Annotated in this window: 8 protein-coding genes and 1 pseudogene; 2 read left to right on the top strand and 7 right to left on the bottom strand. The window is 70.6% G+C overall.

Features of this window, described 5'->3' with window-relative positions; all coding sequences use genetic code 11:
• Positions 1 to 2 precede the first annotated feature (2 nt).
• Complete coding sequence (locus tag ACTWQH_RS02520) at positions 3 to 149, top strand: hypothetical protein (protein ID WP_443284701.1); 147 nt, start codon at positions 3 to 5, stop codon at positions 147 to 149.
• On the opposite strand, the gene ACTWQH_RS02515 is transcribed toward ACTWQH_RS02520, so the two are convergent.
• Positions 130 to 405: a hypothetical protein gene (locus ACTWQH_RS02515; RefSeq protein WP_443284600.1), complete on the bottom strand. Its 276-nt coding sequence runs from the start codon at positions 403 to 405 to the stop codon at positions 130 to 132. The two genes, ACTWQH_RS02520 and ACTWQH_RS02515, sit on opposite strands and share 20 nt — an antisense overlap.
• The gene (locus ACTWQH_RS02510; RefSeq protein WP_443284599.1) at positions 389 to 652 is read right to left on the bottom strand and encodes a hypothetical protein; all 264 of its coding nucleotides are present in this window, start codon (positions 650 to 652) and stop codon (positions 389 to 391) included. Before ACTWQH_RS02510 ends, ACTWQH_RS02515 begins: the two co-directional genes overlap by 17 nt.
• Before the next feature lie 233 nt (positions 653 to 885).
• Here ACTWQH_RS02510 and ACTWQH_RS02505 point away from each other — a divergent pair, with 233 nt between their 5' ends.
• Positions 886 to 1431, top strand: coding sequence for an EF-hand domain-containing protein (locus ACTWQH_RS02505; protein WP_443284598.1), 546 nt, complete (start codon positions 886 to 888; stop codon positions 1429 to 1431).
• Positions 1432 to 1961: 530 nt separating this feature from the next.
• Here the strand turns inward: ACTWQH_RS02505 and ACTWQH_RS02500 are convergent.
• From ACTWQH_RS02500 to ACTWQH_RS02480, 5 genes and pseudogenes are all read right to left on the bottom strand, one after another.
• Positions 1962 to 2068 (bottom strand): annotated as a pseudogene (locus ACTWQH_RS02500) (IS21-like element helper ATPase IstB); the annotation flags it as partial.
• A 218-nt stretch (positions 2069 to 2286) separates the two neighbouring features.
• Positions 2287 to 3408 carry an NAD(P)H-dependent flavin oxidoreductase gene (locus ACTWQH_RS02495; protein WP_443284597.1) on the bottom strand — a complete coding sequence of 374 codons (1122 nt, stop codon included), beginning with the start codon at positions 3406 to 3408 and terminating at the stop codon, positions 2287 to 2289.
• A 21-nt stretch (positions 3409 to 3429) separates the two neighbouring features.
• Positions 3430 to 5796, bottom strand: coding sequence for an acetyl-CoA acetyltransferase (locus ACTWQH_RS02490; protein ID WP_443284596.1), 2367 nt, complete (start codon positions 5794 to 5796; stop codon positions 3430 to 3432).
• A 185-nt stretch (positions 5797 to 5981) separates the two neighbouring features.
• Positions 5982 to 7391, bottom strand: a complete 1410-nt coding sequence (locus tag ACTWQH_RS02485) for a hypothetical protein (RefSeq protein WP_443284595.1) — start codon at positions 7389 to 7391, stop codon at positions 5982 to 5984.
• Positions 7388 to 14806, bottom strand: coding sequence for an SDR family NAD(P)-dependent oxidoreductase (locus ACTWQH_RS02480; RefSeq protein WP_443284594.1), 7419 nt, complete (start codon positions 14804 to 14806; stop codon positions 7388 to 7390). The genes ACTWQH_RS02485 and ACTWQH_RS02480 overlap by 4 nt, the downstream gene beginning before the upstream one ends.
• Between the last annotated feature and the right edge of the window lie 250 nt (positions 14807 to 15056).

Raw genomic sequence — 15056 nt, 5'->3', positions numbered from 1 at the left:
ATGTGGGCGGCGGGTTGAGCGTCTACATGGTGCTCATGAGCCTGGACCCGACCGGCAAGGGCCGCAAGCGGTGGACCATGCGCTGGAAGGCGCCGCTCAACGCCTTCCAGATCGCCTTCGAGGGCCGCCTCACCCCAGCCGTCCGCTGACCACCCAACAACCAAGATCAGCCGTTAAGTTGACACACCCCTGATAGGGCTTCTCGTCCATGCACACCACCGGCCTGGCCGGGTCGTAGGGCCGGGCGTAGAGCGCGAGAACGCCTTCCATCGCCGCGGCGAACTCCGCGTTCGCCCGTGGTGGGATGGTCCAGCACTTCTTCAGATGAGGACGCAGTTCCGTTTTTTTTAACACCCGTCCGATGGTGGAGTGGTCCAGATCCGGGAGGTCATCGGTCAGCGCCACGTGCTTCTCCAGCAACCGCAGTGACCACCGGGCATAGCTTTGAGGGTGGCTGTGAGCACGCCAGCGCGATCAGCCGGGCCGCGATCACCTCCTGCGAATCGACCTCGCCCGATGAGGTGTCCAACGCGAGCAGCACCCGCGCCCGCCTGATCACCGAGGCCGGATGCACACCTGTCCTGGTCACCCGAACCAACTCTTTACGATCCGCCTCGGTCAACATGACCGGAAGCTTCTTCTGTGAAGGCACGATGACAATCCTGTCAGGCAGACGGGAAGGAAGATCTGCCAGTCCCCAACCCACCCACCAAACATCCCAGAACTAAGCAGCGACATCTACTAGCAGCCGCTATCTGCCACAAGTGGACCACCGGAGCCAAGATCAAAAGATCTTGACCTGCTACGCCCACTGCAAACCTCGGACTCAATCATCTAGCCTGGCAATGTCACAACGGGCCGGTCGACCGACAAGGAGATCCAGCCGTGACCACCACTCCCATTCTCTCCCGCAAGCTGCAGCACATGTTCCGGCTGCTCGACGCCGACAGCGACGGTTTCCTCACCGCCGACGACATGACCACCTATGCCAGCCAGCTGGCGGTGGCCTTCCCCGAGCAGCCGCAGAAGATCGAGAAGCTGAGCATCGCTCTGGGTCATATGTGGGAAGCATACCTGCGCGACATGGACGCGGACGGCGACGGCCGAGTGGACGTGGGCGAGTACGAGCAGGGCGTCCGCACCGCCATCGCTGACGATGCCGAACCGTTCATCGGAGCGCTGCAGGACGCCGTCACCGCCTGGTTCGCCCTGTTCGACGCCGACGACAACGGCCTCTCCGTCGACGAGTACACGCAGTTGGGCCTCGCCGTCACAGACTTCACTCCGCAGGAGTTGGGGGAAGCCTTCCGCCACCTCGACCTCGACGGCGACGGCTTCCTGCAGCCGGAGGAAATCCGCACGGCCGTCACCGAGTTCTTCACCAGCGAAGACCCCGACGCCGACGGCAACTGGCTCTACGGCCCTCTGTAAACCGCCTTTGGCTCGTGGCCGGGGCACAGCGAACGCCACACCCCGGCCGCACCAAGGCGCCGGCCAGCGCCCTACACCGCGCCAAACCGCGCGGAATGTCAACGATGTGGTGGTACTGTCTCGGTTGTTAAGGAGATCGTGAAGCCTCACAGTCCAGCAAGCTGATCGCCACTGAGCGGGCGGCCTACGAGCAGGCCTTCGCACGCGAAGAACTGGCGAATTCCCCTTCGAGTCGGCCTGCCTCTTCGGCAGACCGTGCGCTGCATCCGGCTCATATCCACCAGATTTGAGACCGCGCCACGCTTGCGGAGCTTTACCACTGGTTCCTCGCGTATGCCCTCTCATCTCGCTTGCCGGACCCGGTACGTCTGGCCGTTCCGAACCGTCCCGGCTTTGTCAGCGCCGCTTACCGCCCTTCCCGGCGTTTCCCGGGTCGGACTGCGCTCAGCTCCTATCGGACCGCTGCGACGGTCGGACGAGGAGGTCTTGCACCCCCTTCAATTCCTACGTAGCGGAAGCGGCCATGGCCAGGCCATGGCCGCTTCGGTGCCCAGCGGGATCAGGAGGTGGGACTGCCCGTGCCGGAGTCGCCGATCAGGCAGAGCGGCAGTCCTTTACGGACCCATTCGCAGGAGGCCCTGCGGCCGACGCGTTCGACCGTCGCCGAGCATCACGACCCTGGACCTACTGGCCCCACGGCAGGGCAACGCTTCGGGCCTAGGCTGCGACGAACGAGTTGTCGTCACGAAGGCTGCGCCTGGGTGCCGGCGCGTTGGCCAGTCACTGCCGCTGCCCTTCACGCCTTCGCGTCCTCACGCCGGCGTCGGCGTCTTGGCGCACGGCGGCTGGGCACGGTCAGCCGGCAAGTTCGGACAGGTACTTCAGACGCCGCTCGCACTCGGCAACCATGTCCCGGGTGATGTCCCCGGCCGAACGTAGTTCCTGGAAACCGCCGACCACCTGGCCGACGAAGAATGACTCCAGTGCCATCGCCCCTTCGTGCCCCTGCTCGGCCGCCTTGTCGATGCGGGACCAGGCGTCGCTCACCAGCAGCGGCTGGAGCGGCATGGGCAGGGGGCGGGGACTGTCCGCCTTCTCCCACTCCTCGTGCCAGGCGCTGCGCAGCTGACGCGCGGGCTTGCCTGTCAGGGTCGGTGAGCGGAGGGTGTCGGAGCTGGACGCGGCCAGGAGCTTTTGCTTGACCGCGTCGATCGCGATGTCCTCCTTGCTGGACAGCCACACCGACCCGCACCACACACCGGCCGCTCCCAGCGCCAGGGCGGCCGCCATCTGCCGGCCCGTGGCGATACCGCCGGCCGCGATGACGGGCACATCACCGGCCAGGTCCACGATCTCCGGGGTGAGCACCATGGTCGCGATGGTGCCGGTGTGGCCGCCCGCCTCGGTGCCCTGGGCGATGAGCATGTCGACCCCGGCCGTGAGCTGGCGTCGGGCGTGCTCCGGCTTGCCGACCAAGGCCGCCACCACCACAGCGGCCTTCTTGCCGCGCTCCACCAACTCGGGCGGCGGGGTGCCGAGTGCGTTGGCGATGAGGGAGATCCGGTGGGAGAACGCCACGTCGAGCAGGGCGGACACGCGGCTCGGGCCGAGGTTCTCCATGACGTCGTCGTACTGCCCCGAAGCGTCCGCGAACGCAGGGATGTCGTACTTCTCCATCAGGCCCTCGACGAAGGCGATGTGCTCCGGGGGGATCTGCGCGCGCAGGCTCGTGATGAGGCTGTGCGGATCGCCGATGGCGATGGCGCCCGGCACGAGCAGGTCCACCCCATAGGGCCGTCCGTCGACCTGGTCCTCGATCCAGGTGAGCTGGGCGTCCAGTTCCTCCGGGGTGTAGGCGGTGGCTGCCAGGACGCCGAACCCGCCGGCCTTGGTCACTTCCGCGACGACGGCGGGGGAGCGGTTGAAGCCGATGATCGGGTGCTGCACACCCAGTTTCTCGGTCAGTGCGGTACGCATGCTGTCCTTCCGGGGGTACTCTCAGCGGTTCTTCCACTGCGGGCGGCGCTTCTGGGCGAAGGCCGTCATGCCTTCGATGGCGTCCTGGCTGACGATCAGGTCGTCCAGCGCGGAGGAGGGGTGCTCTATGGCGTCCACCGTGTCGGCGATGCCTTCGGTCTCCGCCATCACCTGGAGGGAGGTGCGGACGGAGATGGGTGAGCCGTCGAGGATCTCGGCGGCGAGGGCGCGGGCGCCTGCCAGGGCCGTACCGGCCGGGACGACGCGGTTGACGAGGCCGAGGGCGAGGGCCTCGCCGGCTGTGACCCTACGGCCCGTGAGGATCATCTCGGTCGCGATCTTGCGAGGAACGGCGCGGGGCAGCCGTACCAGTCCGCCCGCCGCGGCCACCAGGCCCACCTTCACCTCGCTGAGCGCGAACTGCGCGGTCTCGTCGGCGACGGTCAGGTGGCAGGCGAGCGCGATCTCGCAGCCGCCGCCCATGGCGTAGCCGTTGACCGCCGCGATGACCGGCTTGGTCATGCCGCGGCGCGAGGTGAGGCCGGCGAAGCCGTTCCTCGGCACCCACATCGGCTCGCCCGAGGCGGCGTACTTGAGGTCATTGCCCGCGCTGAAGGAGTGCTCGCCGGCTCCGGTGAGGATGGCCACCCACAGGCCGGGGTCGGCGAAGTAGGCGTCGAAGACCTGGTCGAGTTCGTCGTTGGCCTGGGGGGTGAGGCTGTTGCGCGCCTCGGGCCGGTTGATGGTGACTTCCAGCAGGTGTCCGTGGCGGCGGACGGTGACGAACTCGTAGTCGTCTCGGAGGATCGGTTCACGGCGGGGGAAGAGGGCGTTCAGCTGTTCCTCGCCGGTGGCCACCCGGTTGCCGTAACCGAAGGAGCGGACGTAGACGCGCCGGCCGATCGGCTCGTCGGCGGTCAGCAGGTCCAGCATCTCCTCGTCGTCCTCGTGCGTGAGGGCGACGAAGCGCCGGTCGTCCGTCTCCAGGCGTCCGATTACCACTCCAGTGCGTGTCCCGTCACGGCCGTACGTGACGGTGTACGTCTCGATGGTGGCCCATCCGTCGGCGCGGCGAGCCTCCTCGGGTGCCTCCCAGGCGTCGATGTGGGCCTGGAACTCGGCGGAGCGGTCGGGGCGCCAGGCGGTGGGGGTCGTGGCGTAGACGCCGACCGAGTACTTGCTGAGCGAGCCGCCGTTGGCCCCGACCAGGCCGAAGGTGCCGGGGGAGGTACGGGCGCGCTGGACGGTCTCGGCGATGGCGTGCATGGAGTAGTTGTTGCCGGCGCCGCCGAAGAAGGGCAGGCCCCCGGTGAGGGTGAGGCCGCGTGGGTCGTCGGCGGCGATGCCGAGTCCGTCCGCGACGTTGGAGACGGCGATGGGGAAGCAGCTGTAGAGGTCGAGGGTGGCCAGGTCGGCGACGGTGATTCCGGCGATCTCCAGGGCGTGTTCGACGGCCATGACGGCGGCCGGGCTGCGGCTGAGGTCCGCACGCTCCATCACGTCCCGTTCGCGCAGGTCGGCGTGACCGTGCAGGAACACCCATCGGTCCTGCGGCACACCGAGCCGCCGCGCGGTGGCCACCGACATCACCAGTACGGCCGCGCCCTGGTTGACCTTCTCGCGGGCCACGACATAGCGCGGGTACGGCTCCGCGATGAGCCGGTTCTTCTCGGTCACGGCGACCAGTTCCCCGGCCGACCGGCGCACGGGGGCGGCCGAGTGCGGGTTCTTCGCGGCGATGTCGGTGAAGGGGGCGAACAGCGCGCCCATGCCGGCCGCGTACTCCTCGCGGGACTGTCCGAGCCGGGCCCGGCGGGCGTTGTCGAAGAGGGCGTACTGGCTGGCCACGTCGGTCAGCCCGTGGGAGGCGAGGTGCGGTGACATGAGGCCCTCAAGGCCCCAGCCGCGGTCTTCGAGCTGTCCGCCCACGTGCTCGGTGAAGTCGGGGCGGTCCTCGGTCCCGGCGAGGGCCTGGACGGTGGAGATGGCCTCCGAGCCGAAGACGAGCGCAGCCTGCGCGTCGCCACGCGCGATGGTCGCGGCCATCTCGTTGACCAGGTGCTGAGGTGCCTGTCCGCCGACGACTTCGAGGATCGCCCGGGCAGGGGCGGCGCCGATCCGGTGGGCGACGGAACGGGGGTAGTTGTCGGAGAGGCCCAGGGGAGCGGCGGCACCGGGTATGGAGATCTCGAACTGCCGTACCCCGGCGACCGTGTCGATCGCCGAGGTGACGGTCGCGGGGTCGGCGGCGGTGTCGGCCAGTGCCTCGCGTGCGGCCGCGGCGGCCAGTTCGACGGGGGACAGACGCCGGTAGTCGGGGTCCTCCAGGCGCTCGGAGGACTGGCCGACACCGATCACCACGGGGGTGCGCGGGTCGAGGGAGGTCATACGGGGCCCTTTCCGAAGGGGTCAGGAAGCCGTCCAGGTGACGAGGGCGCACAGCGCCTCAATGCGGTCGCCGTCCACCCGCAGCGGCTTGGTCTCCAGCGATTCCAGCTCGTCCCCGCGCGCGGCGGCGAGGTCGCCGATCGCCGCGACGACACGTGCGAGGGCGTCGATGCCGGCGGGCGTGGTCAGACCGGCTGTTCGATGTGGTCGGTGCGGAAGTCCACCGAAGCGGCAAAGACGTCGAGGAGCCCACTCAGCGGTTCCGCAGGCAGTCCGGGCTTCCACAGCTCCACGGCCATCTCGCCGTGGTACAGCATCGGCCAGCGCACGTAGTGTCTGGGATCGCCGGGATCCTGGACTGCCCGGGAGCGGCGCACGGTGTCGGCGGCCACCCGAGCCATCAGGTCGCTACCGCATCCGAAGCCGTACGGGTAGCGCTCCCGGTCCGGCGGAACCGTCTCGATGCGCGTGTCATCGGCTCGTACGACGCCCACGTGGGCGTGCAGCCCGGCCCGGATCAACGGCACCTGGCGCTCGCCGTCCGGGCACTGTTCCCAGGTGCCTTGTGACGTGCGCCCGACACGGATCCAGGGGACGGCGTGCAGGAACTCCCGTACTTCCCATGTCTCCACCGACGGCCCCAGCGGGCGCCGTCCTTCAGGTGCGAGGACCCGCAGCGGGCCGTCCGGTGGGTCGAGCGCCACGATGGTGACCTCGTCGCGACTCAGGTCCCGCTTGTCGATGTCCCAGCTGCCCGACGCGCTCACCACCAAGGCGTTGAGTTCGGGGTCGACGACGAAGAGCATGCCCTCGCTCATCCGCTTCCAGCCCAGGTACTGCGCGTACAGCCGGGCCAGTTCGGGTGACACGTACCGGCTGATGTCCACGGGCGGTGGCAGCAGACCCAGCTCGCCCATGGCGCGGCCGGCCCGGGCCAGCTGTGCGGGGGCGGGGCTCGCGTCCCACGCTCGTGCCGGAACCGCGTCCGGGACCACCTCGTAGGAGTCGGCGACGTCCCGGGCGCAGGCCGCGGCCACCAGCCGGTCCCGCATCCGGTCGGGGACCCGATGGGTCTCGGAAGGGTGGCCGCCCTCCAGGGTGCAGAGGGTGGCCTCGACGACCTCGCCCGGCCGCTTGCCCCGGGTGATGAACAGGACCTTGGGCGCCGCCATGCGCGCCATGGCGGTGCGGGCGATCTGGACGACCTCCTGGTGCGGCAGGTCGCCGAGACGTTCCGGTACGTCGGCCAGGGCCACCACCTGCCGGGAGCCGACGGTCAGACCGTTCTCCTGGCAGGTGGTGACCGCAAGTGGCGGCATCTGCTCGGGCAGGCGGTCCTTCAGCGGGGCAGGGCCGTCGGGGACGCGGACGGCCATGAGGAGGAGGTCGATGTCGCCGTGGGACTCCTCCAGCACCGTGTGCCCTTGGTCCTCGAAGGCCGCGAGCAGCTGCCGGGCGAAGGCGACGAGGGTGGGGCCCTGCCCGCCGAGGCCGACGAGCTGGACGAGGCAGGGGCGCCACCAGGGCAGCGTGGCCAGGTCGCGGTCCGCTCCGGACGGTGCGGCTGAGTCCGAAGGGATGTGCGACGCTGTCATTGTTCCCCCCGGACCAGCGGCAGGACGCGGCGGGCGAGGTCGTCGAGGCAGCCCACCGAGGTGAGTTCCAGTGCGGCGATGTCGCAGCCGATTCGTTTGCGAACCAGGACGGACAGTTCGACGACCATGAGGGAGTCCAGGCCCAGCCCGTCGAAACGGCTGGTGCGGTCGACGTGGTCGGCCGGTTTCTGCAGCACCTTGGCGGCCAACTCGGCCAGGATCTCGGCGGTGGCCTCGAGGGCCTCTTCCACGGGCAGGGCTGCCAGCCGGGCACGTATGTCCTCTTGGCTCTCCATGCCGGCCGTCGTCCCGTCCTCGTCCACGCCCTGGAACAGGCCGGTGTCGAAGGCGGGAAAGAGCTGCCCGATGCGGTGCCAGTCGAAGCTCCCGACCACCGCGGTCTCGGTTTCGCCGGAGGCGAGTGCGTTGAGGGCCCGCCAGCCCTCGCGTGGGTCCAGCGCGACCAAGCCGCTGCGTTCCATGCGGTCGAGCAGTCCCGACCGCTCGGTGATGCCGGTGCCGCCGATGCTGCCCCACTCCACGGCGAGGCCCGGCAGCCCGGCGCGGCGCCGGTCGCGTACCACCGCTTCCCCGAACGCGTTGGCCGCGCAGTACGGCCCCTGGAGGCGGTTTCCGATCAGCGCGGCCAGGGACGAGCACACCACGAAGAAGTCCAGCTCCCGCTCGCGCGTGGCCTGGTCCAGGACGAGGGTGCCGGCCATCTTCGGGCGGAGGACCGCGGCGAAGCGCTCCGGGGTCAGTTCGGCGAGCGGGGCGTCGTCGATGTGCACGGCCGCGTGGATGACCCCGCGCACCGGGTGCCCGTCGTTCTCCGCCTCCGCCAGAACGCGCAGGATGGCGGTGTGGTCGGCGACGTCCGCCGCGTGTGCGTGCACCTCAACGCCTCGTGCCGTGAGCCGGTCCACCAGGGCAGCGCGTTCCGGGGTGTCGGCGCCGCGGCGGCTCACCAGAGACAGGTGGCGGGCGCCTGCCTCGGCGAGGTACTCGGCGAAGGCGGCGCCCAGGCCCGAGAAGCCGCCCGTGATCAGGTAGTGGGCGTCGGGGGCGATGGGCAGGCAGGCCTCGACGGGTTCGACCGGCGGGGCCTCGGTGAGGTCGACGACGACCTTCCCGAGGTGCTTGGAGTGCGACAGGCTCTGGAACGCCTCGTCGACCCGGTCGGCGGCGTAGAGCGTGTGCGGCAGCGGGCGATACCGGCTGTCGCTGACACGCCGGGTCAGCTCCGCGAACCGCGCGGCGGCCGCCTCGGGGGCCTGTGCGGCCAGGCTACCCACGTCCACGCCGAAGAAGGCGATGTTGGTACGAAAGGCACCGAGCAACAACGGGGAGTTGGCGTACAGGTCGCGCTTGCCGAGTTCGACGAAGCGTCCGCCGGGGCACAGGCACTCCAGCCCGCGGGCGATGCCTTCCCCGGCCAGGGAGTTGAGAACCACGTCCACTCCTCGACCGTCTGTCGCCGATCGAACCGCTTCGGCGAAGCCGAGGTCGCGGGAGTCGAAGACGTGGCTGACGCCGAGGCTGTGCAGCAGTTGCCGCTTGGCGGGGGTGCCCGCGGTGGCGACGACCTCGGCCCCCAGATGCTGGGCGTACTGGATGGCGGCGAGACCCACCCCGCCGGCACCGCCGTGCACGAGGACGGTCTCCCCGGGGCGCAGGCGAGCCATCTCCTCCAGCGCGTACTGCACCGTGAGGAACACGGCGGGCAGGGTGGCGGCCTCGCTGAAGCGCATGCCGTCCGGCATACGCCCGGTCTGGTCGGCTCCGACAAGGACCCGGGAGGCCAGGCAGCCGTACCCCGAGGCGTAGACGCGGTCGCCGGGGCTGAAGTCCGTGACGCCGGGGCCGGTCGCCACCACGACGCCGGCGCACTCCAGGCCGAGGCGCGGTCCGCCGTGGGCGGGAGCGTCCTCGTCGGGCAGCAGACCCGTGGCGATCATGATGTCGCGGTAGTTGAGGGCAGCAGCCCGCACCTCGATCACGAGCTCACCCGCCGCCGGCTCCCGCAGCGTCTCGGGAACCCAGCTCAACCGGTGGGCGAGCCCCGGGTCGCGCAGGCACAGCCGGTAGCCGCTGCCCGGGGACGGGCGCCGGGCCGGGGCGTCCGCGGTGGCCAGACAGGGCCGGAAGCGGCCCGCGGCCGTGAGGACCGTCTCGGGAGCGGCGTCACCGTTCAACAGTTCGCCGACCAGGCGGTCCGCGTCGCGGTCGACATCGTCGGTGGACGCAAGCGACACCCTGCGGACCCGAACCCCCGGGTATTCGGTGCCCAGCACGCGTCCGAGACCCCACATCGGCGCATCCGCGGGGCTGAGCGGGCGATCGGGGGCGGGGAAGACGCCTGCGGGCGGGGTGACCAGCCACAGTTCCCCCTCGAGGGCCGCCAGTTCGGCGGCCAGTTCGCGCAGCGCCGCAGCGCGGGCGACCGTCAGCGCCTCCAGCAGCGGGGGGGCGGCCGGGTCAGTAGTGGTGATGCCCGCGTCCAGGAGCACGACGGCCCGTGGCGGGGTGCTGGGATCTGCCGAGACGAGTGAGGGAGCGTCGCCCAGTCCGGCCAGCGGCGCTCCCAACCGGGCAGCGACCGCCGCGCCCAGTTCCCGCGCGGCCGGCTCCGTGACCACGCTCCAGACGCCCGGCAGCGACGTCGGCGGCGTGCTCGTCACCATGGCCGGTCGCGCCGTACGGCGCGCCAGCAGCAGGGCGTTGTCGCCGCGCGGCGGGTCCGGCGCCACGCCGGTGGACGTCACATCGGTGAAGCCCGCGCCGGTCAGGCACCGCGTCCACTCCTCGCGCGACATCAGGGGAGAGCCGCCCCGGCGTTGGTCGCCGCACGCCCAGTACTCGTCGAGCAGCCCGAAGAGCGAACCGACCATATCCCCCTCCAGGGCCTCCAGCCCGAGCAGCAGGCCGCCGTCGGTGAGCAGGCCGGCGACCCGCTCGGCGGTGAGGTCCACATCGGTGGTGGCGTGCAGCACGTTGGCGGCCAGCACAAGGTCGAACGTGCCGTCGCCGTACCCCTGTTCCGGCAGATCGCGGTCGAGGTCCAGGGCTTGGTACGTGACGAAGTCGTAGGCGCGGAAGCGGGCCTCGGCGCGCGGGAAGAACGCGGGGCTGACGTCGGTGAACACATAGCGGGTGCGGTCGGCCGGGAGTTCCGGCAGAACCGCGCAGGTCAGGCCGCCCGTTCCGGCGCCGAGTTCGAGCACCCGCAGGGGGCGGCCATCGGGCCACTGCCGGACGATCTCACGCACCAGGTCACGGGCGTAGAGATTGTGCAGCCGCAGATGCGGTGCGTCGCTGTACAGCTGGGTCACCAGATGCTGGTCGGCTTCCGTGAAGAGCATTTCGCGCGGGTCGGCGGCCCCGCGCAGTACGGCGGCCAGACTGGGGCGGCATCGGTTGAACACCGCGCTCGTCGCCGTCCAGTCCGGCAGCTCCCGCAGCTGGATACGGACCAGCTGGTCGGGGTCGGGCCGAGTGCCGGTGAACCGCCAGCGGGTGGCACCGGTGTCCGGAACACCACAGCGAGCCAGGGTCCCACTGTCGCAGGCGGCCCGGGTGAGCAGCGTCAGCATCGGGGCATACTCGGGCCGGACCCCGGCGGCGTCGAGGTCGGCCTCCGTGAATTCGTCTCGGCCAGGCAGGAGTTCGGCGAAGGCCCGGCTGGCGTAGTGGCCGAGAAGTCGCCAGTTCAGCTCGGCGCTCCGCGGGTAGCGGTCGTCCACGGCGGCGGTGAGTCGTCCCCGCTCCGCGCGCGTACTCGCCAGCAGGGCCTGGGGCGGGGGCAAGTGAAGCGGAGCGGCGGGTTCGTTCAGGATCGGGGCGGCGCGCAGGGCGATCTCGAAGCGCGATGGCGGCCTGCGGCTCTCGTGGTCGAAGCGGCGCAGCCGGCACCCGGTGAGCTCCAGGCTCACCCCGCCGTCCTGGTCCAGCATCCGCAGGTCCCACACGGCTTCCCGGTCACTGATGGTGCGGCTCGTGACGTGCACGAAGCCGTTGTCGGCGGGGCGGCGCCACAGGCGGGCCGCCTCGATGCCGATGGGGAGGAACGGGTGCTCGCCGCCGAGCGCGGCGAGCAGCGGCGCCCCGCTCTGCAGGGCGCCGTCCAGCAGGGTCGGGTGGGCCAGGTAGCCGGCGGCATCCGCCCGGAGGCGATAGGCGGACAGCACTTCACCGTGTGCGGCCCACAGGTCGGTGATCACCTGGAACGCCGGCCCGTGCCGCATCCCGACCCGGGACAGCGCCGCATAGTGCTCGGTCGCGGCACCCGGCCGGCTCTCCAGGCGGGCCGTCAGCGCGTTCAGGTCGACGCGCCGCGGTGCGGCTCGGTGGAGACGCCACACCCGGGCCCGGGCGTGCGACTGCCAGGCGCCGGTCCGGCCGGTACGGCTCGCGATGGCCACCGCTCCCGTTTGCCGCTCCAGCGAGGTCTGGAGCAGCAGTTCGTCTGAGCTGTCCTCGCTCGGCAGCACGCAGGCCGCCGTGATCTGCAGGTCCGTCGCTTCGAGCACACCCGTGTCCAGCGCCTCGGCGCCCGCTTCGAACACGGCCTCGAGGTAGGCGGTCCCCGGCAGCACCGTGGTGGTGCCCACCCGGTGGTCGTCCAGCCACGGCGTACGTGCCGACGACACGACGCCGTGCCACGTCGGCGCGGCCACCGCGGCCCGCTGACCGAGCAGCGGGCGGTCCACGGTGCCGTCGCTGGTGATCCGGGCCCACCAGTCCGGGGCGCCGTTCCAGTGCCGCTCGCGTTGCCACGGGTAGGCAGGCAGGTCGACGACACGTCCCGGCCGTGGGAAGAGAGCGCCGGCTTCGTAGCGGGCCCCGGAAGCCAGGACGTGGGCGACCGCGGTGCGTACGGCGGCGGGTCCGTCACCGCGGCGGGCGCAGGTGCGTACGACGGCCACGGCGCGGTCGCGGCGGCGCTGTCCGAGACGCTGGAGATACGGGCTGAGGACCGCGTGCGGACCCACGTCCACCAGCACGTCGGCACCCAGGTCCAGCAGGGCGTCCACGGCTGGGCCGAAGAGCACGGGACGTCGTACGTTGTGCCACCAGTACGCCGCGTCGACCCGCTGCTCCTCCTCCAGCAGGGCGCCGATGACCGTGGAGGCGAAGGGCAGGCAGGGGCGCTCGGAACGCAGTCCCTTCAAAGAGGCGCGCAGGGGCTCCTCGATGGCGTCCATGGCCCGGCTGTGGAACGGGTAGTCGAGGTCGAGGGGGCGGAAGAAGACGCCACGGCTGGTGAGTTCCTCGCCCAGGGCAGCGAGAGCCGCGTCCTCGCCGGCCACGGTCGTGTCGGTGTGGCTGTTGATCCCGGCGAGCTCCAGCTGGTTCCCGTACCGGAGCAGTTCCTTGAGCACGTCCTTCTCCGGCAGGCCGACCGCTGCCATGATCCCCTGGCCCGCGGTGAGCGCCTGGGCACGGCTGCGGCAGGCAACCACCGTCGCCGCGGCCTCCAGCGAGAGGGCTCCGGCCGTGTAGGCGGCAGCAATCTCGCCGACGCTGTGCCCCGTGACGGCCATGGGACGCACGCCACGGGCGGCGAGCAGTTCCACCAAGCCGACCTGGAAGGCGAACAGCAGGGGCTGGGCCACCTCGGTCGTGCGGATCCGGGCGCTCCCGCCGTCAGCGGTCATTTCCTCGACGACCGACCAGCCGAGGTGCCGGCCGAGCGCCGCGTCCACCTCCTCGACCGCCTGCCGGAACACGGGCTCGGCAGCCAGCAGGTCAGCTCCCATGCCGGGCCACTGCGAACCGTTACCGGCGAAGGCGAACGCCACCTTGCCGTCCGCGACCGCGTGCGCGGTGGCCAGGCCGGGTGCCGGGCGCTCACCGCGGGCCGCGCCACGCAGCGCCTGGGCGGCCTTGGCTGGAGTGGACGCGAGCATGACGGTGCGGTGTGGGTGGCGGGTACGGCGTTGGGCGGAGGTGTAGGCGATGTCGTAGAACTCCGCCGCGTCGCAGCTGGCGAGCCGTTCCGCCATGCGCGCGCAGGCCGCGCCGAGGGCCTCGGGGGTCCGCGCTGAGACGACGACGGGCAGGGGCTCGACGGTCGCGACGTTCACGTGGACCTCCGGCTCTGGATCAGCTGGAGGGGCGAGTACAACGTGAGCGTTGGCACCGCCGAAACCGAAGGAGTTGACGCCCACGACCGACTGGGCCGTCACCGTGAGGCGTTCGGCCTCAACGGTCGGCTTCAGATGGAGGTCGTCGAAGTCGATCGCGGGATTGAGCGGCACCGCGTGCAGGGTGGCAGGAGAGATCCCGTCCCGCAGCACCAGCATGGCCTTGAGCAGACCGGCGACGCCCGAACCCGTTTCCATGTGGCCGACGTTGGACTTCACCGATCCGATCGGAAGGGGCCCGACGGTGCGGCCCCTGGCCAGGGCCTCTCCGATGGCCGTGCACTCGATCGGGTCCCCCACCGCCGTGCCCGTGCCGTGGGCTTCCAGGTAGACGAGCCGGTCCGGTGCGATGTCGGCCTGGCCGTACACCTGCTCCAGCAGAGCCCGTTGGGCCTCGCTGCTCGGCAGGGCCAGCCCGGCCGTGCGTCCGTCGCTGTTGCACCCGCTGGCCACGATCACCGCGTGCACGCGGTCACGGTCCGCGAGCGCCACCGGCAGGGGCTTCAGCAGGAACAGTCCACCGCCCTCGGCCCGCACATAGCCGTCGGCGTTCGCCGAGAAGGCATGGCAGCGCCCCGTCGGGGAGAGCATCGAGGCGTTGGAGAACCCGTTGAAGAGGCTCGGGTCGAGCAGGACATTGATCCCACCGGCCAGGGCCAGCGACGACCTCCCGGCCCTCAGGTGCTCGCATGCCTGGTGCACGGCGGTCAGGGCGGAGGAACAGGCCGTGTCGATGGACACGCTCTGTCCGTGCCAGTCCAGCATGTGGGAGATCCGGTTGGCGGTGTTACTCCCTGCTGTGCCGGACATCGTGTAGGCGTTGGTGGTGTCCGGGCGGGTGGCCTGCAGCGCACCGAAGTCCTTGCCGGAACAGCCAATGAACACGGCACCGTCGGTACCGGCGAGGCGCTCCCCGTCCATGCTCGCGTCGTCGAGTGCCTCCATGGCGAGTTCCAGAAGTAACCGCTGCTGCGGATCCATCCGCGAGGCTTCCCTTGGCGAAATCCAGGAAAAATACCCGCAGTCGAAGCCCGTGACGTCGTCCAGGAAACCCCCGGCATCGGTGTACGTACGGCCTGGACGGCGGCGCCCGCCGTCCAGGAAGTCGGCTGTGGCGAAGCGGTCCGGCGGCACGCTCGTCACGGCGTCCCGCCCGTCCGCCAGGAGTGACGCCAGGTCATCCAGGCAGAGCACCCCTCCAGGAAGCCGGCATGCCATACCGACGATGGCGATCGGATCTCCCGCCCGGCGGGATTGTTCCTGTTCCATAAACCACTCCTCAAGGGCTGCGACCGGGCGGCGTGTGCGGCTCTACAGCGATCTTGCGCGGATCGAGGAAAGTCTCACGGGACCTGTCTCGGTAGATATCCACTGAGGGGATCGCATCGTGACCAGTGGGGGCGATGGCGTGGCCGGGACGGGACGAAGCTCCTCGACGTTGTGTGACGTGGGCAACGGCCGGACAACGCAAGGAGCTTCGGTGATTACTCGGAGTGTGGTTCGTCGTGCTGGAGCGACT

The organism is Streptomyces sp. 6N223, assembly GCF_052246635.1.
Taxonomy (GTDB): Bacteria; Actinomycetota; Actinomycetes; order Streptomycetales; family Streptomycetaceae; genus Streptomyces.
Note: the sequence above shows the minus strand (reverse complement) of the source record. Positions and strands in the feature narration are given on the sequence as shown.

Coding starts and splice junctions, on each gene's coding strand:
- ACTWQH_RS02495 (WP_443284597.1), bottom strand. CDS start 3,408: ATGCGTACCGCACTGACCGAGAAACTGGGTGTGCAGCACCCGATCATC.
- ACTWQH_RS02490 (WP_443284596.1), bottom strand. CDS start 5,796: ATGACCTCCCTCGACCCGCGCACCCCCGTGGTGATCGGTGTCGGCCAG.
- ACTWQH_RS02485 (WP_443284595.1), bottom strand. CDS start 7,391: ATGACAGCGTCGCACATCCCTTCGGACTCAGCCGCACCGTCCGGAGCG.
- ACTWQH_RS02480 (WP_443284594.1), bottom strand. CDS start 14,806: ATGGAACAGGAACAATCCCGCCGGGCGGGAGATCCGATCGCCATCGTC.